The sequence below is a fragment of the Clostridium sp. 19966 genome (assembly GCF_032335695.1).
Classification (GTDB): Bacteria; Bacillota; Clostridia; order Clostridiales; family Clostridiaceae; genus JACTOJ01.
The window spans coordinates 153,687-176,184 of the sequence record NZ_JACTOJ010000001.1 but is presented as its reverse complement, the minus strand read 5'-3'; the positions used below and the strand labels follow the sequence as shown (position 1 = coordinate 176,184).

General features: G+C 32.2%; 20 protein-coding genes. 10 read left to right on the top strand and 10 right to left on the bottom strand.

Translation table 11 applies throughout. The features are described from left to right. The first annotated feature begins 110 nt into the window (after positions 1–110). Positions 111–1,586, top strand: coding sequence for a nicotinate phosphoribosyltransferase (locus tag IAI10_RS00735; protein WP_315671388.1), 1,476 nt, complete (start codon positions 111–113; stop codon positions 1,584–1,586). Between the two features lie 156 nt (positions 1,587–1,742). On the opposite strand, the gene IAI10_RS00730 is transcribed toward IAI10_RS00735, so the two are convergent. Then, positions 1,743–1,964: a hypothetical protein gene (locus IAI10_RS00730; RefSeq protein WP_315671387.1), complete on the bottom strand. Its 222-nt coding sequence runs from the start codon at positions 1,962–1,964 to the stop codon at positions 1,743–1,745. A gap of 182 nt (positions 1,965–2,146) precedes the next feature. Beyond that, positions 2,147–3,604: an aminoacyl-histidine dipeptidase gene (locus tag IAI10_RS00725; RefSeq protein WP_315671386.1), complete on the bottom strand. Its 1,458-nt coding sequence runs from the start codon at positions 3,602–3,604 to the stop codon at positions 2,147–2,149. Between the two features lie 192 nt (positions 3,605–3,796). Here IAI10_RS00725 and IAI10_RS00720 point away from each other — a divergent pair, with 192 nt between their 5' ends. Next, positions 3,797–5,092 (top strand): glycoside hydrolase family 18 protein, encoded by a 1,296-nt coding sequence (locus tag IAI10_RS00720; RefSeq protein ID WP_315671385.1) that lies wholly within the window; start codon positions 3,797–3,799, stop codon positions 5,090–5,092. A 65-nt stretch (positions 5,093–5,157) separates the two neighbouring features. On the opposite strand, the gene IAI10_RS00715 is transcribed toward IAI10_RS00720, so the two are convergent. Further along, complete coding sequence (locus IAI10_RS00715) at positions 5,158–5,826, bottom strand: DUF1361 domain-containing protein (RefSeq protein ID WP_315671384.1); 669 nt, start codon at positions 5,824–5,826, stop codon at positions 5,158–5,160. 177 nt (positions 5,827–6,003) lie between these two features. On the opposite strand from IAI10_RS00715, the gene IAI10_RS00710 reads away from it, so the two are divergent. The 4 genes from IAI10_RS00710 (at position 6,004) to IAI10_RS00695 (ending at position 9,866) form a co-directional block, all read left to right on the top strand. Continuing rightward, positions 6,004–7,986: a fructose-1,6-bisphosphatase gene (locus tag IAI10_RS00710; RefSeq protein WP_315671383.1), complete on the top strand. Its 1,983-nt coding sequence runs from the start codon at positions 6,004–6,006 to the stop codon at positions 7,984–7,986. A 91-nt stretch (positions 7,987–8,077) separates the two neighbouring features. Next, the gene (locus IAI10_RS00705; RefSeq protein ID WP_315671382.1) at positions 8,078–8,656 is read left to right on the top strand and encodes a hypothetical protein; all 579 of its coding nucleotides are present in this window, start codon (positions 8,078–8,080) and stop codon (positions 8,654–8,656) included. A 137-nt stretch (positions 8,657–8,793) separates the two neighbouring features. Further along, positions 8,794–9,339, top strand: a complete 546-nt coding sequence (locus tag IAI10_RS00700; RefSeq protein WP_315671381.1) for an NADH peroxidase — start codon at positions 8,794–8,796, stop codon at positions 9,337–9,339. Between the two features lie 188 nt (positions 9,340–9,527). Then, positions 9,528–9,866 carry a hypothetical protein gene (locus IAI10_RS00695; RefSeq protein ID WP_315671380.1) on the top strand — a complete coding sequence of 113 codons (339 nt, stop codon included), beginning with the start codon at positions 9,528–9,530 and terminating at the stop codon, positions 9,864–9,866. Positions 9,867–10,161: 295 nt separating this feature from the next. Here the strand turns inward: IAI10_RS00695 and IAI10_RS00690 are convergent, their stop codons facing one another. The 5 genes from IAI10_RS00690 to IAI10_RS00670 all read right to left on the bottom strand — a co-directional run bounded on the left by IAI10_RS00690 (position 10,162) and on the right by IAI10_RS00670 (position 15,309). Beyond that, the gene (locus tag IAI10_RS00690) at positions 10,162–10,461 is read right to left on the bottom strand and encodes a hypothetical protein (RefSeq protein ID WP_315671379.1); all 300 of its coding nucleotides are present in this window, start codon (positions 10,459–10,461) and stop codon (positions 10,162–10,164) included. 67 nt (positions 10,462–10,528) lie between these two features. Beyond that, entirely contained in the window at positions 10,529–11,788 is a 1,260-nt protein-coding gene (locus IAI10_RS00685; RefSeq protein ID WP_315671378.1) for a glutamate-5-semialdehyde dehydrogenase, read from the bottom strand. Positions 11,789–11,804: 16 nt separating this feature from the next. Then, complete coding sequence (gene proB, locus IAI10_RS00680) at positions 11,805–12,605, bottom strand: glutamate 5-kinase (protein WP_315671377.1); 801 nt, start codon at positions 12,603–12,605, stop codon at positions 11,805–11,807. A 180-nt stretch (positions 12,606–12,785) separates the two neighbouring features. Continuing rightward, on the bottom strand, positions 12,786–14,105 hold the full coding sequence (gene argH, locus IAI10_RS00675; protein WP_315671376.1) for an argininosuccinate lyase: 1,320 nt from the start codon (positions 14,103–14,105) through the stop codon (positions 12,786–12,788). Positions 14,106–14,109: 4 nt separating this feature from the next. Beyond that, positions 14,110–15,309, bottom strand: coding sequence for an argininosuccinate synthase (locus tag IAI10_RS00670; protein ID WP_315671375.1), 1,200 nt, complete (start codon positions 15,307–15,309; stop codon positions 14,110–14,112). A 219-nt stretch (positions 15,310–15,528) separates the two neighbouring features. Between IAI10_RS00670 and IAI10_RS00665 the strand changes: the two genes are divergently transcribed. Then, positions 15,529–15,969, top strand: a complete 441-nt coding sequence (locus IAI10_RS00665) for a DUF2383 domain-containing protein (RefSeq protein ID WP_315671374.1) — start codon at positions 15,529–15,531, stop codon at positions 15,967–15,969. Positions 15,970–16,024: 55 nt separating this feature from the next. Here IAI10_RS00665 and IAI10_RS00660 read toward each other — a convergent pair whose 3' ends face one another. Continuing rightward, complete coding sequence (locus IAI10_RS00660; protein ID WP_315671373.1) at positions 16,025–16,909, bottom strand: RNA methyltransferase; 885 nt, start codon at positions 16,907–16,909, stop codon at positions 16,025–16,027. A 196-nt stretch (positions 16,910–17,105) separates the two neighbouring features. Here IAI10_RS00660 and IAI10_RS00655 point away from each other — a divergent pair, with 196 nt between their 5' ends. The 3 genes from IAI10_RS00655 (at position 17,106) to IAI10_RS00645 (ending at position 21,130) form a co-directional block, all read left to right on the top strand. Beyond that, on the top strand, positions 17,106–18,398 hold the full coding sequence (locus IAI10_RS00655; protein WP_315671372.1) for an ectonucleotide pyrophosphatase/phosphodiesterase: 1,293 nt from the start codon (positions 17,106–17,108) through the stop codon (positions 18,396–18,398). A gap of 12 nt (positions 18,399–18,410) precedes the next feature. Continuing rightward, complete coding sequence (locus IAI10_RS00650) at positions 18,411–19,691, top strand: MFS transporter (RefSeq protein ID WP_396334330.1); 1,281 nt, start codon at positions 18,411–18,413, stop codon at positions 19,689–19,691. 206 nt (positions 19,692–19,897) lie between these two features. Then, a complete protein-coding gene (locus IAI10_RS00645; protein WP_315671370.1) occupies positions 19,898–21,130 on the top strand; it encodes an aminopeptidase in 1,233 nt (410 codons plus the stop codon). A 76-nt stretch (positions 21,131–21,206) separates the two neighbouring features. Here IAI10_RS00645 and IAI10_RS00640 read toward each other — a convergent pair whose 3' ends face one another. Beyond that, positions 21,207–22,421 (bottom strand): HDOD domain-containing protein, encoded by a 1,215-nt coding sequence (locus IAI10_RS00640; RefSeq protein WP_315671369.1) that lies wholly within the window; start codon positions 22,419–22,421, stop codon positions 21,207–21,209. Between the last annotated feature and the right edge of the window lie 77 nt (positions 22,422–22,498).

Below are 22,498 nucleotides of genomic sequence, written 5' to 3'. Positions count from 1 at the left end.
CTATTCTTATATATCTGATTTATTTAAAATATATACTATTGTATAAATTTGAATGTAGTATTAAAATTAATGTTAATGTTTTATAAATTTTTTTTATAGGAGTTTTTATTATGAATTCTAATGGATTTGATGTGAAAAATGAAAGAAATCTAACTATGTTAGTAGATTTCTATGAGCTTACCATGGGAAATGGATATCTAAAAAACGGTGTAGGAAATAAAATTGCCTATTTTGATATGTTTTTCAGAAGAGTTCCAGACGGAGGCGGATATTGTATTATGGCTGGAGTAGAGCAGCTTATAGAATATCTTTCCAACTTAAAATTTACTGATGAGGATATACAATTTCTCAAAAGTAAAAATATATTCAGTGATGACTTTATAAACTATCTTAAAGACTTTAATTTTAGCTGCGATGTTTGGGCTGTACCTGAAGGTAACCCCGTATTTCCAAACGAGCCTTTGGTTACAGTAAAGGGCCCTGTTATACAAGCTCAATTCGTAGAAACAATGATTCTTCTAACCATTAATCATCAGACTCTCATAGCAACTAAAGCTAATAGGATTTGCAGAGCAGCTGATGGAAGACCTGTTATGGAATTTGGTTCTAGACGAGCTCAAGGTTACGACGGAGCTATATATGGCGCTAGAGCTGCAGTAATTGGCGGATGCTCTTCTACAGCCTGCACTATCTCTGAAGAAATGTTTAAGGTTCCTAGCACAGGTACTATGGCTCACAGCTGGGTTCAGTTATTTCCTACAGAATATGAAGCTTTCAAGGCATGGGCATTAACCTATCCAAATAACTGTACACTTTTAGTTGATACCTATAATGTGCTAAAATCAGGCATGCCAAATGCTATAAAAGTGTTTAAAGAAATTTTAGTTCCTCAAGGAATTAGACCTGCAGGCATAAGAATCGATAGCGGTGATATAACTTATCTTACTAAGATGTGCAGACAAATGCTGGATGAGGCGGGTTTTTCAGACGCTAAAATAATAATATCCAATTCCTTAGATGAGCATATAATTTCAGATGTGTTATCTCAAGGGGCAAAAGTAGACGGCTTCGGCGTAGGAGAAAGACTTATCACTGCTAAATCAGAACCTGTTTTCGGCGGTGTATATAAGCTTTCTGCCCTAGAAGAAAATGGAGAAATAATTCCTAAGATTAAGATTAGTGAAAACGAGGAAAAAATAACCAATCCTGGTTTCAAAAAAATATATAGAATATTTGAAAAAAGTTCTGACAAGGCAATAGCAGATTTGCTTACACTAAATAATGAGGTTATAGACGTTACTAAGCCTTTAACTATATTTGACCCTGTATATACTTGGAAGAAGAAGAAAATTAAGAACTATTACATTAAAGAGCTTCAAGTTAAAATATTCGAGAATGGGAAAACAATATACAAAAGTCCTGATGCTCTCACATTGAGAAGTTTTGCTAAAGATGAAGTAAATAAGCTTTGGCCTGAAGTGCTAAGATTTGAAAATCCTCATAATTATTATATAGATCTATCTCAAAACCTTTGGGATTTAAAACAGTCTCTTCTTCATAAGCTTTCTGGTAATTTTGAAGAATAATTTAAAGCAGAACCTTTGTAAAAAGTCAAAGAGGTGCTTACACGCTTTTACAAAAGCCAGTAAGCACCTCTATTATATAGGCAAACGTTTAAATATTTAATGCATACCCTTATTCATTAAATAAATGTCAGACCCATAATATCTAAATAATTTTTATTAAAAATAGTTTTTTACATAAATTCTTTCTATAAATTGCTTATCTTCTTCATTATCATATGTCAAATCAAACCCAGCTATCTCTTTCATATTTATAGTGCTTTTTGCCTTTGATTTTCTAAAAGGACATCCTTCACTATCTTCTTCATAGTGATAAAACGGGCATTCTTTATAGCAATTTATTTTTTCATCAGAAGTTGAAAGAAATGGACACAAACTCATAAATAACTCCCCCACCTATGCTTAAAGCTTATTCTCATTATGATAGTTAATCATAATACAAAAGCTAATATATGTAAATATATTTCAGTAGAATTAAATAATTTTTAGCAATTTTAACATTTTAGCAACAAATATATAAATAAAATGCACATAAATGTTAATTTATGTGCATTTTAATATTGTTATTTCAATTCTTTTAAAACTTCAAGCAGATAGTTCCAAGTTCTTTCTGTGGAAGATATGCTCAATCTTTCATCAGGAGTATGAGCATCATATATATTAGGACCAAAAGATATCATATCTATTGCTCCAAATTTCTCTTCAAGGAATCCACACTCAACTCCAGCATGTATAGCCACTACTTCAGGCTCTGCATCATACATTCTCTTGTATACTTTTTTTAGAATTTCTCTAAGCTCTGAATTAGCATTATATTTCCATTCTGGATATTCTGAAGTAACCTTAACTTTAGCACCTAAAGCCTCTGCTATGATTATAGTTTGATTAAGTATATCGTATTTAAGAGTTCTTACAGAGCTTCTTACAGCACTATCATAGTCTATTTCATTTTCCTTGGTAGTAAGTACACCTATATTGGTAGAGCTTTGTACAAGTCCTGCTATGTCTGTACTCATAGTATATATACCATTAGGAATAACATTTAAAAGCTTTATAGCTTTATCCTTTGTTTCCTTAGAGAATACTTTTTCCTCTTTTGCATCAATCACATCTAGTTCCACTCTGATATCTTTATCACTGTTTCTATATTCATTTTTAAGAATAGATTCCCACTCTTCCACTTTAGCTTTTATTTTATCCACATCTTCATGCTTAACTATAATAAAAGCTTCGCTTTCTCTAGGAATAGCATTATTTTTAGCTCCTCCGTTTATTGCAGAAAGCTCAAATTCAACACTTTTTGCAATATCATATAATAGTCTTCCAAGAGTAACATTGGCATTGGCTCTTTCCAATTTTATGTCAGATCCAGAATGACCGCCCTTCAATCCTTCAATTCTTAAATGAAGGTGTGTTCCTTTTATACTGCTTTCAGTCCATTCTATTGGAAGTGCTACATTGGTTCTCATGCCGCCTGCGCAGCTTACTAAAAGCTGTCCTTCTTCTTCTGAATCTATGTTCAGAAGTCTTCTTCCATTTATATGATCTGGTTTTAAATTCATTACTCCAGACATACCGCTTTCCTCATCAGTAGTAAGAACTACTTCTATTGGAGGATGAGCTATATCATCAGAATCTAGAAGAGCCATAGCATAAGCAACAGCTATTCCATCATCTCCTCCCAAGGTGGTTCCTTTAGCTTTTATAAAATCTCCATCCACTACTAGTTCAATAGGATCTTTTTCAAAATCATGAACAGTGGCACGATTTTTTTCGCATACCATATCTAAATGCCCTTGAATGATTACTGTAGCAGAATTCTCATAACCTTTGCTTCCATTTTTCTTTATGATTATATTATTAGCTTCATCCTGAATAACCTCAAGATTTCTTTCCTTAGCAAAAGAAACCAAGTAATCACTTATTCCCTTTTCATTTCCTGATCCTCTTGGAATCCTACTTATTTCTTCAAAAAAACTAAAAACCTTAACTGGTTTTAATCCATCTAATACTCCAGCCATATATAATCCCTCCATATATAAAATATAAAAATACATAAAACTTATAAAGTTATAATTATATTGTGTATTTTCTTTATTAAATAATTCTATCACAAATTTTTTTAATTGTGCACCAATAATAAGTATTTTTTCATATTCCTTCACTTATTTACTCAAACTTAAGTATAATAATACAGTAAAAATATTAAAGAGGTGCTTTTATTGAGATTCCATATAGTAACTTCAGGAGATTCTCCCTGGTCCATTGCAAGAAGATATGGAGTAAACGAAGATACCTTAAAAAAAATTAATGGACTAAATGATATCCCATATTTAGTAGTGGGTCAATCCCTGATTATACCTGGAGTAGAATCCATATATACAGTAAAACCTAGGGATTCCGTTTATTCTATAGCCAAAAGATTTGGTGTAACTCCTGAAAGCATAATAAAATCTAATAATATAACAGATCCTAATTCACTTTCTCCCGGAAGAACTATCATAATCCCTGAAAAGCCAAAACGATACGGTGTTATTGAAACTAATGGCTTTATAAATCCATCAAATGCTGAAAGAGAAACAAGATTGATTAACGAAGCTGGCCCTTACTTAACCTATATAGCACCTTTTAGCTATCATGTAAATGCCAGCGGAGGCTTAGACCCAATAAATGATTCAAATATAATAACTTCAGCTAAAAAATACAACACTGCCCCTCTGCTTTCTGTAACTAATATCAGCGGTGCAGGCTTTGATACTACTTTAATTAACAATATAATGACCAGCGATTCTCTTCAGAAGACTCTTATTAACAATATTCTATCTACCATAAAAAGCAAGGGTTATTACGGCGTTATTGTAGATTTTGAAAGAATATCTCCAGCTAATAGACAGGCCTATAATAATTTTCTGAGAAAATTAACAGATGCTCTTCATCCAAGATACTCTGTTGCAACCGCTTTGGCTCCTAAAACCTATGATATAACAGAAGGTGCTTGGCATGGTGCACACGACTACAAAGCACATGGCCAAATTGTAGATTTTGTAATAATTATGACCTACGAATGGGGCTGGTCTGGTGGCCCACCTATGGCAGTTGCTCCAATTAATGAAGTTAGAAAAGTTATTACCTATGCAGTTTCAGTAATTCCCCCAAAGAAGATAATGATGGGAATTCCCCTCTATGGATATGACTGGACGCTTCCATACATGCCCGGTGGAGAATTTGCTAAAAGTATTGGGTATGTTGAAGCTGTGCAAATAGCTGCACAAAACAGAGCTGCTATAAACTATGATAGAAAATCCGCTTCTCCCTACTTCAATTATTATGATAAAAACAGAGCTGAACATGTAGTATGGTTTGAAGATGCTAGGAGTCTATTTGAAAAATATAAACTTATTAACCAATTCGGGCTAAGAGGTGCTAGTTTCTGGGCTCTAGGAAAGATGGCACCAATGAATTGGTATTTGTTAGATAGCATGTTTACTATAACTAAAGTAGTAAAATAATATATGGGCTATGTTAAAAAATGCTGTAATTTATTTCAATCAGCATTTTAAGACATGGCCCTGTATTATTTTTTATAAAACAAACAAAAAATAGTATATGAAAACAATATGTATATCGAAAGCAAAAATGAAAAGCTTAGAGTAAACGAATTAAAATTTAATGCAAGCTCCGATAATAAATGAAAAGGTCTTAATATATCCCAGGAATTAAATCTCAAAAATCTTCCAACATAAATGGCATAACCGCTCAATATACATATTATTTCTAATATAATGCATCCAATCAACTTTCCTTTTTTTTCCACAATTATGCCGTGCACAATATAAAGAGACAGCATTCCAGAAAAAGCAGCTAAAGTTTCTCCTACAGTAATATGTATGAGCTTTAACCATGGATAAATATTCATGTTATACATTGTTGGCCCATATATATTAGATTTTATAAAAAATGGTTGATTGCTTATGTGTATAAAATCTGTTACCATATAGGCTGCATTAGGAAAAAATATAAACCATAGGATAAATAATATTATCACTATTATTTTTTTATTATAATAATCTAAATATCCTCTTAATCTCTTAGCAAAAAATAAAGGTAATAAAGACAAAAATACATTCCAAATCATGTATAGATGAACAAAGCCTAAGCTCCCCATAGGAATGCTAACTATAAGATAAACAATGAAAAAACATAACATTATTTTTTCTATTCTATCAAGTCTATTTTCTTCCATAATCCTTCTCCCATAAAATATATAGTTCTTAATATGCATAGTATATCAATATTATATATGTTTCATCAATCTGTTAATATAAAAGTTAAAAATATAACTATCCAATAAGCTTTGGCTTTATAGTATTTATACTATATAATAGATGCATAAGAAGAGAAATTATCCTTCCTAGGAGGAATGACAATGAACCATATGAATATTAATGAAGAAAACTTAAAATATTTAAATCTATTAGCTAAACAGTACCCCAACATAGGAGCTGCCAGCACAGAAATTATAAACTTACAAGCCATAATAAATCTGCCAAAAGGTACTGAACATTTTCTTACAGATGTTCATGGTGAATACGAGTCCTTCCAGCATGTATTAAAGAATGGTTCCGGCGTTATAAAGACTAAAATAAATGAAATCTTTGGCAATACTTTAAGAGTAGAAGAAAAAAAATCCTTAGCTACTTTAATTTATTATCCTGAAGAAAAATTAGAAATCATAGAAGCTACAGAAGGAAATCTAAATGATTGGTATAAAGTAACACTCTATAGACTCATTGAAATCTGCAGAGTTGTATCTTCAAAATATACCAGATCAAAAGTTAGAAAAGCCCTGCCACAGGAATTTGCTTATATCATAGAAGAACTTCTTCATGAACAGAACAATATTTCGAACAAGCAAGCCTATTATGAAGAGATAATTAAGACCATAATCAAAATTCGTCGTGCTAAATATTTTATAATAGCCATTTCACATCTTATTCAAAGATTAATTATTGATAGACTTCATATAATAGGCGATATATTTGATCGTGGACCAGGTGCTCATATTATAATGGATACACTTATGAATTATCACAGTCTTGATATTCAATGGGGAAATCATGATATATTATGGATGGGAGCCGCTGCAGGGTCAGAGGCCTGCATTGCCACTGTGCTTAGAATTTCATTGCGATATGCTAATTTAGATACTATAGAAGAAGGTTATGGAATAAATCTTCTTCCACTAGCTACTTTTGCATTAGAATTATATAAAAATGATCCTTGCAAAAGTTTTAAAGCTAAAATAGAAACAGATTGCAGCTACGATAAAAAACACATGGATTTAATTGCGAAGATGCATAAAGCTATATCTATAATTCAATTCAAACTAGAAGGCGCTGTGATAAAGAGAAGACCTGAATTTAATATGAATAGTAGAATTATTTTGGAAGATATTGATTATGCTGCGGGAACTATTGATATTAATGGAAAAACTTATACCCTTAAAGATAATTATTTTCCTACTATAGATCCAAAAGATCCATATAAACTTACTGCAGAGGAAGAAGAATTAATAAATAGAATAAAAAATTCATTTTTAAACAGTGATAAACTTCAAAAGCACATGAAATTTCTATTATCAAAGGGTAGTATATATTTAAATTACAATTACAATCTTCTGTACCACGGCTGTATTCCACTTGATAAAGATGGAAATTTTCAATCCATATTGTTAGACGGAAAAGAATACAAAGGAAAGGAGCTTTTAGGTAAATACGAAACTTTTGTTAGAAATGCTTATTTTTCTAATAACCAAGATGCAGACAAACAAAAAAATATGGATTACATATGGTATCTGTGGTCAGGTCCTAATTCTCCTCTCTTTGGAAAAAATGTTATGAAAACTTTTGAAAGATATTTTATTGATGATATTAAAACTCATGAAGAGATTAAAAATTACTATTACAAATATAGAGATAATGAAAAAATCGTTCATAATATTTTAATGGATTTTGGGTTAAATTCAGAGCTTTCTCATATAATCAATGGACATGTTCCTGTAGAAGCTAAAAATGGTGAAAGTCCCATAAAAGCAAATGGTAAACTTTTGGTAATAGATGGAGGATTATCTAAAGCTTATCAGAGAAAGACAGGAATCGCAGGCTATACATTAATATATAATTCTTATGGACTTGTACTTGCTACTCATGAACCCTTTGAATCCACTGAAAAAGCTATTGAAGATGAAACTGATATAATATCAACTACTCAAGTTTTAGAAAAGGTGCTTAACAGGCAAACAGTTGAAAACACTGACGTAGGAATAGAACTTAAGGATCAAATTAAGGATTTAGAGCTACTTTTAGAGTGTTACAGAAATGGATTAATAAAAGAGCGAATATAATTAACTTCTTTTTTACTTTGTTATAAATATATATTAATAATGCAATACTAAAATTAGTTATATAAATTTATTTCAAAGGGATGAGAGTATTATGCAGTCCAAAAATTTTGAAATTCATCACTCAAAGATTAATACGGTTATATATATATTAAAAAAACTTCTTCCATTTATTTTATTATTAATTATTTTTTCTGCTGCAATAATTTTTATTAACAGCGCATACAAGGATGGAAATTCAAGAAGGCTTTATGCAGCTGATTTTAGATTTGATGTAAGCATGCTTACAGAAACAGCCAATGTAATAGAAATGGAAAGGAAATCCAACAGCTCTTCAGACATCAATGCCTTTGGTTCTGATGGAAAAGCAATAAAAAAAGCTGCCCTTACTTTGGATCTAAAAACTGCACTTATAAAAATTGGAGATACTGATTTTGATAATAAGTTATCAGATGAAGAGTTTGACTCCTTAGGAATGGCAGGACTTGATAATGCTGTTTTTAAAAAAGAATTTAATACATTAAAATTTAATACGATATGCGAGGATAGAAATCTAAAAAATTATGTGGTTATCACAAAAGGTTCCCATGCAGGGACAATACTTTATAACGGAGCTCTTAAATTTATAGATGATGACGGCAGACAATACTTAGGGTTAGAATTATCCATATAAAAAACCTTTTTCCAAAAACTTTTCCAAATCTATTGCATTTTAATAATAATTATCCTATAATAATAGCTGTCGGGTATATAAATATAAAAACCCATTTTAAAATAAGGAAATTATAAATGATATAGGAGGAATTAAAAATGAAGAAATTTGTTTGTTCAGTATGTGGTTATGTATATGAAGGAGAAACTGCTCCAGAGGTATGTCCAGTTTGTAAGGCTCCAAAAGAAAAGTTTATAGAAAAAACTGAAGGTGAAATGGCTTGGGCTGATGAACATGTTATCGGAGTAGCTCAAGGAGTAGATGAAAAAATAGTTGAAGAATTAAGAGCTAACTTTACTGGAGAATGCTCAGAAGTTGGAATGTATTTAGCTATGAGTAGACAAGCTGATAGAGAAGGATACCCTGAAATTGCTGAAGCTTATAAGAGAATAGCCTTCGAAGAAGCAGAGCACGCTTCAAAATTTGCAGAACTTCTTGGAGAAGTTGTATGGGCTGATACTAAGAAAAATCTTCAAGCTAGAGTTGATGCTGAGCATGGTGCTTGCCAAGGTAAAAAGGATTTAGCTACTCTTGCTAAGAAGTTAAACTTAGATGCAATACATGATACAGTTCATGAAATGTGTAAGGATGAAGCTCGTCATGGAAGAGCTTTCCAAGGTCTTTTGAACAGATATTTTAAATAAGCCGACCATATATACTTTTGTGGCTCACAAAGTTCCTATAGACCTTTGTAAATAAAGGGTTGTAGGAGCTTTTTTATGTACCAACTCTATGTACGCAGTACACGGATTGAGGAACGAAGGTATATGCCATAGAGGTAATATTATTGGAACTGTGTCTACTTTTTTTTATTGGTCAAGAGTAATAAATTTTGAATAATAATGATTCTAAAAATAACACAAAAAAACGATATCTTGCGCGAACAGTTATTTTGGATATGTTCGAATTAGATAAAAATGACGAAACAATTACCTTATCAATACTTTGTGATGTTGCATGGTCGTTATACTCATGTTGGTTTGACGGTTATCCTCAAGAAAGCGCTAGGGAATATCCTACTATTAAAGAAGTTTTAAAAGAAATGGATATTATATTCTTTGAAGCAAAGAGCATTGAGCTTTATCGTGGATTTCAGGAGTTAGTACGTTTTGAAAAAGGTGATGCCGATATTTTTTATAAATATGGGGATATTATCTTGGCAATGCTGTAAAGAGACAAAAAATTATAAAGATGTTACACTTTAGGTAATAGAAGAATTAAAATTTCTGAAAACTCGTGGGAAAACTCAAGGGATTTTCCCACGAAATTCCGTGCAGAGCCTACACCGTAGGGAAGTTGTTCCTCATATCCAAGAAGAAGCAAGTCATGGAAGAGCTTTCAAAGGATTATTAGAAAGATATTTTGATAAATAATTAATTTAAGAAATTAATTACATATATGTAGAGGCGGCATAAGTTTATGCCGCCTCTAATTAGATTCATAGAAAACTTTCAAGTATTCCTTTATTATTTATTCTTTAAATATACGCTCACTGCATTTTTTATGCTTCCGCTGGACTCTTCATTGCACTTTATGCTGTATCTGCTGCCTTCAATACTGGTCGCAAAATTATCATAGCCTTGATCATTTAAAAAATTTCTAATGCTGTTTACGCTATCTCCCTGAGTGACCAATGCCTTCTCACCTATATAGTCGTTGTTTACATAAACTGCGTACTTATCGTGATAGTTTTTAAGTCCATTGTCATCTGCTGAGTTAAGAAAATAAGGGAATCCCATGCCATAATTAAAAAAGCCCCATGTCATTATAAACATTCCTTTCTTTTTTATGGTAGTATTCCTCTACTTAACAGTTATTATTCCTAATTGTATATTATTTATTTCTTATCTGCCCATTTCCATATATGATATATTTCGTGCTCGTAAGCTCTCTAAGGCCCATAGGTCCCCTTGCATGAAGCTTTTGAGTACTTATTCCTATCTCTCCGCCAAAGCCGAATTTACCTCCGTCAGTAAACCTGGTTGAAGCATTTACATATACCGCTGCAGCATCTACTTCCTTTAAAAACTTTTGTGCATTGCTGTAATTTTCTGTTATTATTGCTTCTGAATGCTTAGTACTGTATTCGTATATATGGTCAATTGCCTCATCTATGGATTTCACTACCTTTACCGCCAATATTAAGTCTAAAAATTCTGCTTCCCAATCCGATTCTTCTGCTTCTTTAATATCCTTTAGTATGCTATTTGTCACCTTACAGCCTCTAATTTCAACTTTGAATTTCTTAAGTTCCTCATGGAGAAGAGGTAAAAATTCTTTTGCTATTTTTTCATGCACCAGCAATGTTTCCATAGCATTACAAACACCAGGCCTTTGAGTCTTTGCATTAACTATAATATTTATAGCCTCTTTGATTTTTGCACTTTCATCTACAAAAACATGACAATTTCCTACACCTGTCTCTATAACTGGAACGGTAGAATTTTCTACCACATTCTTTATAAGACCCGCTCCTCCTCTTGGAATTATAACATCCACATAGGTATTAAGCTTCATAAGCACATTTACTGCTTCTCTATCCTTAATATCTAAGAATTCGATGAATCCATCTGGAAGCCCAGCCTTAATTCCAGCTTCATAAATAACTTCTACAATAGCTTTATTCGAATTCAAAGCTTCTGATCCACCTTTCAGTATAACAGCATTTCCAGATTTGATGCAAAGTGCCGCCGCATCCACAGTTACATTTGGCCTAGCTTCATAAATAATTCCTATTACACCTAAAGGTACTCGCATTTGAGCTATATCTAATTTATCCTCGTTCTTCCATCCTCTTATAGTTTCACCTATGGGATCTTCAAGCTTGCTAACATCCATAAGCCCTTGAGCCATAGAATCTATTCTGGCATCATTCAAAAGCAGCCTATCCAGAAGGCTATTAGATAATCCTTTTTCTTTTCCATTTTCCATATCCAGACTGTTAGCTTTTTTTATATTTTCTTTATTTTTAATAAGCCCCTCAGCCATTGCTGACAAGGCCTTATTTTTTACATCACTATCTATATACGCCATAACTCTTGCTGCATTTTTGGCTTCTTTAGCTTTTGTTGTGACTAATTCTTTAATCTCCATATTCTCGCCCCTTAAATTAATATTTGGAATCGAAAAATGTTCCTATATTTTCTCCTTGAATTACACTTTCTAAAATATTTTTAGTAGCTCCATTTACTATAACCATAGCAGCTCCATTTAAATTAACTATTTCTGCCGCTTTCAACTTTGTAAACATTCCTCCAGTGCCAAACTTTGAACCTTCCCCATCAGCAAGTCTATAAACATCATCGTTGACTTTCTGTATGTATTCTATAAGTTTAGCATTTTCGTTAGTGTTTGGGTTAGAGTCATATAAACCATCTATATCAGAAAGCAATATTAATAATTGTGCTTGTACAAGATTAGATACATATGCAGATAGCGTATCATTATCTCCTATTTTTATTTCTTCCGTAACTATAGCATCGTTCTCATTAACTATTGGGATCACTCCATCTTTTATCAAAGCATTAAAGGTATTTTTAGCATTGATAAGCCTATCTTTATGATTCATATCCTCTCTTGTTATAAGTATTTGCGCAGTGCTTTTCCCATATTCCCCAAAAATTTTATCGTACATATGCATAAGTGCCACCTGCCCCACTGCAGCGCACGCTTGCTTTTTAGGTATGCTCTTTGGCTTAGTATTAATTCCTAGTTTCCCCATACCTGCTGCTATTGCTCCGGAACTAACTAAAACAACTTCAATTCCTCTGTTATGAAGATCAGCAATCTGCCAAGCTAAATTGTCTATACATTTTAAGTTTAAACGACCATTAGAATAAGTAAGTGTAGAAGAGCCTACCTTTACTACTATTCTCTTCACATTTTTCATATATTCTTGTCTTTCAGACATACTAGCCCTCCCTGTCTGCAGTTTACATTTTTCAATAAATGCTAACCATTATATACTATTAGTATTGATTTTACTTTATAGCACAAAACTATGCAACTTTTTAATTCAAATATTATAAACATAGCTTTCGTTTTACAAATAAAAAACCGACACTAAACCAATTAGCGTCAGCTCTATTATTTAAAGTCCTATTTCTTTCTTTATGCCTTTTTTCAATATATTTTTATATTCAATATATTCATATATGCTGTCATCAAAAAGCTCAGTGAAGCTTTTAAATTCGCCCATAGAAATAGATAGAATATCCTTTTTCTTTTCTTCACAATAGAGAACTATTTCTCCTACCACTTTATGTGCATCTCTAAAAGGCATGCCTTTGCAAACTAAATAATCTGCAACTTCTGTAGCATTTAAGAAGCCCTTCTTAACTGCCTGTTCCATATTGTCCTTCTTTACAGTCATTGTGCTTACAACGCCGCTCATTATCTTAAGACATGAAAGAACAGTATCTACAGCATCAAAGAATCCTTCTTTATCCTCTTGCATATCCTTATTATAAGCCAGAGGTATTCCTTTAAGAACTGTAAGGATTCTTATAAGGTCTCCATATACTCTGCCAGTTTTTCCTCTGATAAGCTCTACTGCATCAGGATTTTTCTTTTGAGGCATTATACTGCTTCCTGTAGAATATTCATCGCTCATTTCAACAAAACTAAATTCTTTGCTGCTCCAAAGTATCAGTTCTTCGCTAAGTCTGCTAAGATGCATCATAATTATTGAAAAATCTGATATCAATTCTACTAGATAATCCCTATCACTAACTCCGTCTAAGAAATTATCAACCGGCTTTTTAAATCCAAGATTTTCAGCGGTATATCTTCTATCTATTTCATAGGTAGTTCCAGCTAAAGCTCCGCAGCCCAGTGGACTTTCATTTAAAATATCCATAGCATTTTCTATACGCCTTCTATCTCTCAAAAGCATATTTACATATGCTAGCATATGATATCTGAAAGTCACTACCTGAGCCCTTTGAAGATGTGTATAACCAGGCATTATAACCTCATTTTCATTTCCTTTTTTCATAAGTACATTTACAAGCTCATCTATGTATTCAATAACTTCGCAGGCTTTCTTTCTAGAATACAATCTCATATCCACAGCTACTTGATCATTTCTGCTTCTTGCAGTGTGAAGTTTTTTGCCAGCATCACCAATTTTTTCAGTTAGATTTAATTCGATAAAAGAGTGTATATCTTCATAGTCACCGTCAAGCTGCATTTCACCATTGACAAGCTTCTCAAATATATCGTTTAAGCCCCCAATTATTTTTTTTCCATCTTCACCGCTTATAATTCCACATTTTTCAAGCATCTCAGCATGAACAATGCTGCCTTTTATGTCTTCTTGGTATAATCTTTTATCAAAGCTCAAGGAAGAATTAAAATCTTCCATAAGCTTATTTTCTTTTTCTTTAAATCTTCCGCCCCAAAGCTTCATAATATCATTCCTTATCTTTAATCATTGCCTTTATTTTATATGGTAGAGAGAATAATTTTATAAATCCTTCTGCATCCTTGTGATCATAAAGTTCACTAGCTCCAAAGGACGATATTCCTTCATCATAAAGCGGCTTTTCAGCATCTACAGATGCAACCATAATATAGCCTTTATATAATTTCATTTTAACTGTACCAGTAACATTCTTCTGGGTAACATCTATGAATGCGTCTAAAGCTTCTCTGAGCTCAGTAAACCAAAGTCCATCATAAACAAGTTCTCCATATTTGATTCCAATCATTTGCTTATAATGAGAAGTGTTCTTATCTATGGTTAATCTTTCCAAAGCTTCATGTGCTTCATACAATAAAGTTCCGCCTGGAGTTTCATATACTCCTCTTGACTTCATACCAACAAGTCTATTTTCTACTATGTCTATTACTCCTACTCCATTTCTTCCAGCTATCTTATTGCATTCATTTATAAGATCTACTGGTGAAAGCTGCTCTCCATTAATTTTAAGAGGCACTCCCTTTTCAAAATAAATTTCCACATATTCTGGTTTATCTGGTGCATCTTCAGGATGAACTGTCATCTGATATAAATCTTTCTTATGTTCATTTTTAGGATCTTCCAAATCCCCACCTTCATGGCTTAGATGCCATAAATTTTTATCTCTAGAATATATCTTTTCTTTAGTTACAGGTACCTCTACCCCCTTTGAAGCTGCATAATCTATAGCATCTTCTCTGGATTTTATGTTCCAAATTCTCCAAGGAGCTATTATTTGTATAGTTGGATCAAAACAAGCAACAGCAGTTTCAAATCTTACCTGGTCATTTCCTTTTCCTGTACAGCCGTGACATATATATTTTGCTCCTTCAGCGTGAGCTATATCTACTAACTTTTTTGCTATAGAAGGTCTTGCCAGAGATGTTCCCAGCATATATTTTCCTTCATACTTTGCTCCGCTTTTTATGTAATTGTATAAATATTCAGTTACAAATTCATGTTTTATATCTTCTACATAAATTTTATCTGCTCCGATTCTTATGGCCTTATCCTTCACGTATTCCATATCGTCTCCTTGGCCAACATCAGCACATACTGCTATTACCTCACAGTCATAATTTTCTTTGAGCCATGGCACAATAATTGATGTGTCAAGTCCTCCTGAATATGCTAAAACAACTTTATCTTTCATTTTTACTCCCCCTTGCCTCTAGACAAATAAACATCTTACTATATATTATTATTTAAAAATTTTATTTTATTCATCGCATATGAATATTATAATACTCTTTTTATATTTATGCAATATATTCCTATAATTATTCATATTTTTATAATGCATAATATTTACTTTTCTACATATATTAATGCTAAAATTTTTAAAGCAACCATATGTTGAGGAGATGTTAAAGTGGATAAAGAAAAATCATCGGCTATATCAGAGCTCAATACCTTTTTAAAAGGTGAGTACATGGCAATAAGCAGTTATGAAAAATATATACAAAAGCTAGAAGATATTAACGCTAAAAATGCCATGATAAAGGTCTTAAATAGGCATAGGCAGCATGCTATTCAATTAAATTCTAGAATAAAGCAATTAGGTGGCACCCCTATTCAGAGCGTTGGAATATCAGGCACTATCGGCGAAATGATGCTTAGCTTAAAAAACATTGGAGCACATTCTAAAGAAACCTTATGCAAGAAGGCTTTTGAAGGAGAGAAAAAAGGACTAAATATGGCAGAAGAAATCGTTAAGGGAGATTTGGATTTAGAAAGTGCAGTTCTCGTAAAGAACATAATTTCGCAAGAAAGAGAAACCATGCAGGAATTAGAAAAATATATTATACGTTGATACATAAAAAGTTGATGATAGAAAATCCATTATTAATTTGCTATCATCAACTATATTATCTTTTCATAAATTCTTTGTTTTTCATAGATGCTTCATACATTATTATTGTTGCAGCTACCCCTACATTAAGCGAATCACATTCTCCAAGCATAGGTATTGAAATCCCGGTATATTTTTCTTCATACCAGCTCTCGTCTATTCCATATTTTTCGCTTCCCATTATTATGGCTACTCTATTATTATAATCAAATTCAAAATAGCTTTTTTCAGCTCTGGTATCCGTGAGTACAATATTAAATTTATTATCCTTCAGCCATTTTTTAGTTTCATCATAATTGCTATCTATTATTGGAACAGTGAAGCATGCTCCTAAACTGCTTCTTATTAACTTTGGATGATTTAATCTTGTTTTTCTATTGTTAATTATTATTGCATCTATTCCAGTAGCATCTGCAGATCTTACTATAGTACCTACATTTCCTGGTATTTCAAGTCCATCCAGCACAAGTACTATATTATTCTTCTTTAACTGAATATCTTGGAATTCCTTATAAGGAAGGTAACATACTGCAAGAAGTCCATGAGAATTTTCCTTCTCGCTTATTGTAGTAAATACTCTTTTAGAAAGTACAAAAATTTCTTCAGCTTTATCTATCAATTTATCAATTAACACTTGTGCCTCTATGGTATAAATATCTTCAAAGCTTACGATTAGATATTTTAAAGGAATATCATTTTCCACAAGTAAATTTAGTCCCCATATTCCTTCTATTACAGCTAATCTCTCAGGATTGGGCTTAGTATTCTTATTTAAAGCTTCTATTTTTTTTATTATTCCATGCTGCTTTCCTATAAATTTCAGCCTGCCGACATATCTCTCTTTAAATAGTTTTTCCTTTTCCTCCACTGAAAGTTCTTTTATATCTTGAAATTTCAACATATTGTAAACTCCTGACTTATTTATTGGGTGTATCCTATAAATTGTATGATAGCATAATGTAATTTTTTTGACAACTTACAGTAAAATAGCAGCTATAAGGTATATTAATTTTAAGTAAAATTCTCCGCTAAATACTTACTACTAATTTCATTATCTGCTAAAATTAATCTATAAACTGTAGGAGAGGACTGGTAATTTGAAAATTCCAAAACATGTTATAATAATATCCTTTGATGCACTTTCATCACTGGATTTCAACACCATTTATAATCTTCCAAACTTTAAGAAATATATTCAAACCGCTTCTTATTGCAAAAATGTTTATTCTATATATCCGTCTCTGACCTACCCTGCTCATGCTACTATAGTCACTGGAAAATATCCTAAAAATCATGGAGTTATAAATAACACTCTTATACAGCCGGAAAGAAAAATACCGGATTGGTTCTGGTACAGAAAATATATTAAGAGCGATACTTTCTATGATAAGGCAATAGAAAAGGGACTAACTGCAGCCGCACTTTTGTGGCCGGTAACCGCAAAATCCAAAATACAATATAACCTTCCAGAAATATTTGCTAACAGGCCTTGGCAGAATCAAGTGCTTGTTTCTTTATTAAATGGAAGCCCTATTTATCAGATAAAGCTGGTAAAAAAATTTGGTCACATATTAAAAGGGATACATGAACCAGAATTAGATAACTTTGTGCACGAAAGTGTGCTTTATACAATAGATAAATATTTACCAAACCTTATGCTTATACACTATACTGATTTAGATTCTCAAAGGCATCACCATGGATTCTATTCTAAGGAAGCAAGCGACGCGCTAATTCGTCATGACAAAAGGCTTGGCGATGTAATTGATAGGCTGAAGAGTAAAGGCGTATATGAAGATTCTGCGATTATTCTTTTAGGTGACCATGCCTCCATAGATGAAAATAAAATTATACGAATAAATTCTATGTTTAAAAAAGATGGCCTTTTACAGATAGATTCTAAAGATAATATTAAACAATGGAAGGCTCTAGGCAAAACCTGTGATGGTTCCTGTTATGTATATATAAAAGAAAAATCAATAAAAGATTCAGTTTATAATAAACTAGTTGAATTTAATAATAAAAATAACAATTGCATAAAAAGCATATATACCTCTAGCGAAGCCGCTGCTCTAGGTGCAGATCCAAGCTGTACCTTCATGCTTGAGGCCTCTAAAGGATATTACTTTGTGGACGAAGCCTCTGGAAACTATACTGATGACATTAAATCATCTGCTAAAGATAATCCATATACCTTAGCCACTCACGGCTACTTACCCACCATAGAAAATTACACTACCATGTTTTTTGCTTCTGGCAAAGGAATTAGATCTAAAGTAGTTATAGACAGCATGAATTTAATAGATGAAGGTCCTACAATAGCAAAACTTATGGGCTTAAGTCTTGACTGTCCCGATGGAAAAGTCATAAAAAATTTTTTAGAGGAATAGTATTGGAGGAATATTATGAAGCTCAATAAAATTGAAAAAAGCTGGGTGCTTTATGATTGGGCAAACTCAGCTTACTCTTTGACCATAACTTCTACTATATTTCAAATGTATTTTAAGTCTTCAGCCTCCAGCAGTGGAATTCTCTCCTCGGATTCCACTGCTTATTGGGGATATGCCAATTCAATATCAACTTTAATAATATCTATATTGGCCCCTTTGCTTGGCACTATAGCAGATTATAAAGGCTATAAAAGTAAATTTTTTAATCTCTTCTATTTAATTGGCGTTTTCTCTACTGCATCTTTAGCTACAATTCCAACCAATCTTTGGATACTGTTATTGATATTCTATGGAATAACAGCTATAGGTTTCTCCGGTTCTTGCATATTTTATGACGCCTTTCTGGTAGATGTAACCACTAAAGAAAAAATGGATAGAGTATCCACTGCAGGCTTTGCTTGGGGTTACATAGGCAGTACAATACCTTTCATAATTTCCATAGCAATAGTGTTTTTATCTCAAAGTGGAAAACTTCCTATATCAATGGGATTATCCTGCCGAATAGCTTTTATAATAACGGCTTTATGGTGGGGGCTATTCACAGTTCCAATGATAAAAAATGTTAAGCAGCTTCACGGTATTGAGGTAGAACCTAAACCTATAATAAACAGCTTTAAAAGAATAATTAGTACTTTTAAAAATATAAGACATCATAAACCCATATTTGTATTTCTATTAGCATATTTCTTCTATATTGATGGCGTAGATACCATAATAACCATGGCTACCTCCTACGGTTCAGATTTAGGTATAACTCAAACAAGTCTTTTAATAATACTATTAGTTACCCAATTTGTAGCCTTCCCTTTTTCATTAATCTATGGTAAATTATCAGAAAAATTCAGAGGAAAATCAATGCTTTTTGTTGGAATAGTCATATACATAGGAATATGTATTTATGCATATTTTTTAAAGACTACTCTGGATTTTTGGATTTTAGCTATGCTGGTAGGAACTTCCCAAGGTGGCATACAAGCTATTAGCCGTTCCTATTTCGGCAAGCTTGTACCAAAAGAGAATTCTAATGAGTTTTTCGGTTTTTACAATATCTTCGGAAAGTTTTCAGCCATTATGGGTCCGGCTTTAGTAGGATTTACTACTCAATTAACTCATAAAACAAGCAATGGCATCTTCAGCATTATAATTCTTTTCATCATAGGAGGAATCATATTAATAAAAGCTCCTAATGAGGAAACGCACTATGATTTTAATTCTTCTCTAAGCAAGCATTGAAATTCACAATAGTCTAATTTCCTTGATAGTCCTAGTCCATATCCCAAAATGTAAATACTAAAAAAACTCTTTATTTACATTTTTTTATTCATTGTACTATAATATTAATTACAGAGGTTCTGTTTTAAATCAATGTTAAATTTTACACTGATTTAAAACCACCTCCAGTTCGAGAGACTATATTTTGGCAAGGAGAGGATTTTTATATGAAAAATTTTGATGAAATGATAAAAAATTATGCGAAATTAGTGGTTCAAACAGGTTTAAATATTCAACCAGATCAAACTCTAGTGATACGTTCTAGCATTGAATGCTCAGATTTTGTAAGGTTAGCCGCTGAAGCTGCTTACGATTTGGGCGCTGGAAATGTTGAAGTTATATGGGCTGATGCAGAGCTTGATCGTATAAAAATGCTAAAGGCTCCAAAAGAAAAACTTGGTGACTATCCCAACTGGCTTGGAGAAGCCTTTGAAATCAACGGAAAAAAAGGAGCTGCTTTTTTGAGCATATCTTCTGCAAATCCAGATTTATTAAAAGGAGTTCCTAACGACAGAGTATCTGCTTTTAATAAAGGCTATACTGATGTAATTCAATCTTTACTTAAATATACTATGAACAATGATGTTCCTTGGTGTGTAATAGGTGTACCTACAAAAGGATGGGCTAAAAAAGTTTTCCCTGATATGCCAGTTGAAGAAGCTGTAGAAAAACTTTGGGAAAAAATATTCTATACTACAAGAGTTGATCAAGGAGATGCTGTTGAAGCATGGAAAAAGCACATAGAGAAAAACAATAAGAACGTAAAATTCTTAAATGAAAAGCACTTTAAAACTCTTCATTATAAATCTTCTACTGCAGATTTAAATATTGAATTAGATAAAGATCACCAATGGTGCGGCTGCGGAGAAGTAAGTGCTAATAACATATATTTTGTAGCAAATATGCCAACAGAAGAAGTATTTACTGTACCTAAAAAAGATGGAGTTAACGGCACAATAAAGAGTACTAAACCTCTAGTTTACTTAGGTTCTCTTATAAATAATTTTACTCTTGTATTTAAGGAGGGTAAAATTATAGATTTTTCTGCGGAAGTTGGCTACGAAGCTTTAAAAAATCTTATATCCACGGATGAAGGTTCTCATTATCTAGGAGAAGTAGCTTTAGTTCCTTATGATTCACCTATATCAAATACAGGAATTATATTCTATAACACATTATTTGATGAGAATGCTTCATGTCACTTAGCTATTGGTAAAGGATATCCTTCCTGCATAAAAGGGGGAACAAAAATGAATAGTGAAGAGCTTAAGCTTCATGGTGTAAACAGCAGCTTAACTCATAACGATTTTATGGTTGGTGGCAAGGATTTAGATATTATAGGCGAAACCTACGATGGGGAAAAAATTCAGATATTTAAAGATGGAAATTGGGCATTCTAAAAATACAAAATAACTTTATAAATTAATCTGTTTTAAATCAGTGTTGATTTTTACACTGATTTAAAACATAGCTTAATTAATAAAAGCATTCGTTACATTGAACCCAGTCTATAGCTGTTAAATAGGCTTCAGCCAAATTCTCGCAGCTTATATCTATCCTATCTAGATTTTCATTTACCTTTTTCCAATCTCCTTCTTGATAGCCAACCACTAGATCAAGCAAATGCTTAAAGAAATTTTCCTTTCCGCACAATGCTTCTTTTACTTCTTGAGGCAAAGACATCTCTTTCATTATATCTTCCATAGATATATCTAACATAGCATCCAGTAATGACATCATTCCAAGCATATAAGCATCATAGCTTATACTAGTTTTAGAAATCTTATTTACTATGTTTTCTGCGAACTTAGCTCTAAGAAGTGCATAATCTAAAAGTTCATTAGGCTTTGATGAAGTCACATTTTTAAATACAGCTATATATAACCATTTTTTAATTTCTGTTTCACCTAACAGCATAATAGCTTGCCTTATAGATTTCACTTCATTTTCACCTCGAAAAGCCGAGGAGTTAACTAATTTAAGCAATCTGTATGAAATGGATACGTCTTTAAGAATTAATTTTTCTAACTTCTTTATATTAAATTCAGGGTTTCCTAATTCCTTTATTATTTCAGTAATAACATATTCCATGGGAGAAATATCTTTTCCTGATAAAACAACTGGCTTACTGAAATAATATCCTTGAAAGTATGAATAACCGTATTTTAACGCTTCTTGAAATTCCTCATAAGTTTCCACTTTTTCTGCAAGAAATTTGATTTTTCTATTGGAAAGTTTGCTTACTATATTTTTTCTTTCAATACCTCTAGTCAATTTAAAATCAACTTTAATTATATCTGCTAAGCTTATAAGTTTACTATTCCCATTTTCAAAAAGGAAATCATCTAATGCGATAATATAACCTTTTTCTTTAAACTTTCTGCAGCTCTCAAATACTTCCTGCGTACCCTTAACATTTTCAAGCACTTCAATTACAACTATGTCTGGGGAAATCATAGATACTATATCGTTTTTTATTAAGTCTTCAGTAAAATTAATAAAAGCTTTTTTTCCATTAGTAACATTCTGAATACCTAATATGTAAAAAGTATTCTTTATGACTTCAATTGTTGCTAAATCATCATTGTTGGCGTCATAACTATTATTTTCTCCACCTCTGAAAAGTAATTCATAAGCGTAAGTACTATTATTTCTATCAAAAATAGGTTGTCTAGCCATATAAACATCCATAAAAATTACCCCCACACATGGCATTATTAATTTAGTAGCTTATATTTTTAAGACAATATGTCAAAAATAAGTATATA

Coding starts and splice junctions, on each gene's coding strand:
- IAI10_RS00640 (WP_315671369.1), bottom strand. CDS start 22,421: ATGGATGTTTATATGGCTAGACAACCTATTTTTGATAGAAATAATAGT.
- IAI10_RS00690 (WP_315671379.1), bottom strand. CDS start 10,461: ATGACATGGGGCTTTTTTAATTATGGCATGGGATTCCCTTATTTTCTT.
- IAI10_RS00685 (WP_315671378.1), bottom strand. CDS start 11,788: ATGGAGATTAAAGAATTAGTCACAACAAAAGCTAAAGAAGCCAAAAAT.
- IAI10_RS00710 (WP_315671383.1), top strand. CDS start 6,004: ATGACAATGAACCATATGAATATTAATGAAGAAAACTTAAAATATTTA.
- IAI10_RS00725 (WP_315671386.1), bottom strand. CDS start 3,604: ATGGCTGGAGTATTAGATGGATTAAAACCAGTTAAGGTTTTTAGTTTT.
- IAI10_RS00705 (WP_315671382.1), top strand. CDS start 8,078: ATGCAGTCCAAAAATTTTGAAATTCATCACTCAAAGATTAATACGGTT.
- IAI10_RS00730 (WP_315671387.1), bottom strand. CDS start 1,964: ATGAGTTTGTGTCCATTTCTTTCAACTTCTGATGAAAAAATAAATTGC.
- IAI10_RS00645 (WP_315671370.1), top strand. CDS start 19,898: ATGAAAAATTTTGATGAAATGATAAAAAATTATGCGAAATTAGTGGTT.
- IAI10_RS00670 (WP_315671375.1), bottom strand. CDS start 15,309: ATGAAAGATAAAGTTGTTTTAGCATATTCAGGAGGACTTGACACATCA.
- IAI10_RS00660 (WP_315671373.1), bottom strand. CDS start 16,909: ATGTTGAAATTTCAAGATATAAAAGAACTTTCAGTGGAGGAAAAGGAA.
- argH (WP_315671376.1), bottom strand. CDS start 14,105: ATGAAGCTTTGGGGCGGAAGATTTAAAGAAAAAGAAAATAAGCTTATG.
- proB (WP_315671377.1), bottom strand. CDS start 12,605: ATGTCTGAAAGACAAGAATATATGAAAAATGTGAAGAGAATAGTAGTA.
- IAI10_RS00715 (WP_315671384.1), bottom strand. CDS start 5,826: ATGGAAGAAAATAGACTTGATAGAATAGAAAAAATAATGTTATGTTTT.
- IAI10_RS00700 (WP_315671381.1), top strand. CDS start 8,794: ATGAAGAAATTTGTTTGTTCAGTATGTGGTTATGTATATGAAGGAGAA.
- IAI10_RS00735 (WP_315671388.1), top strand. CDS start 111: ATGAATTCTAATGGATTTGATGTGAAAAATGAAAGAAATCTAACTATG.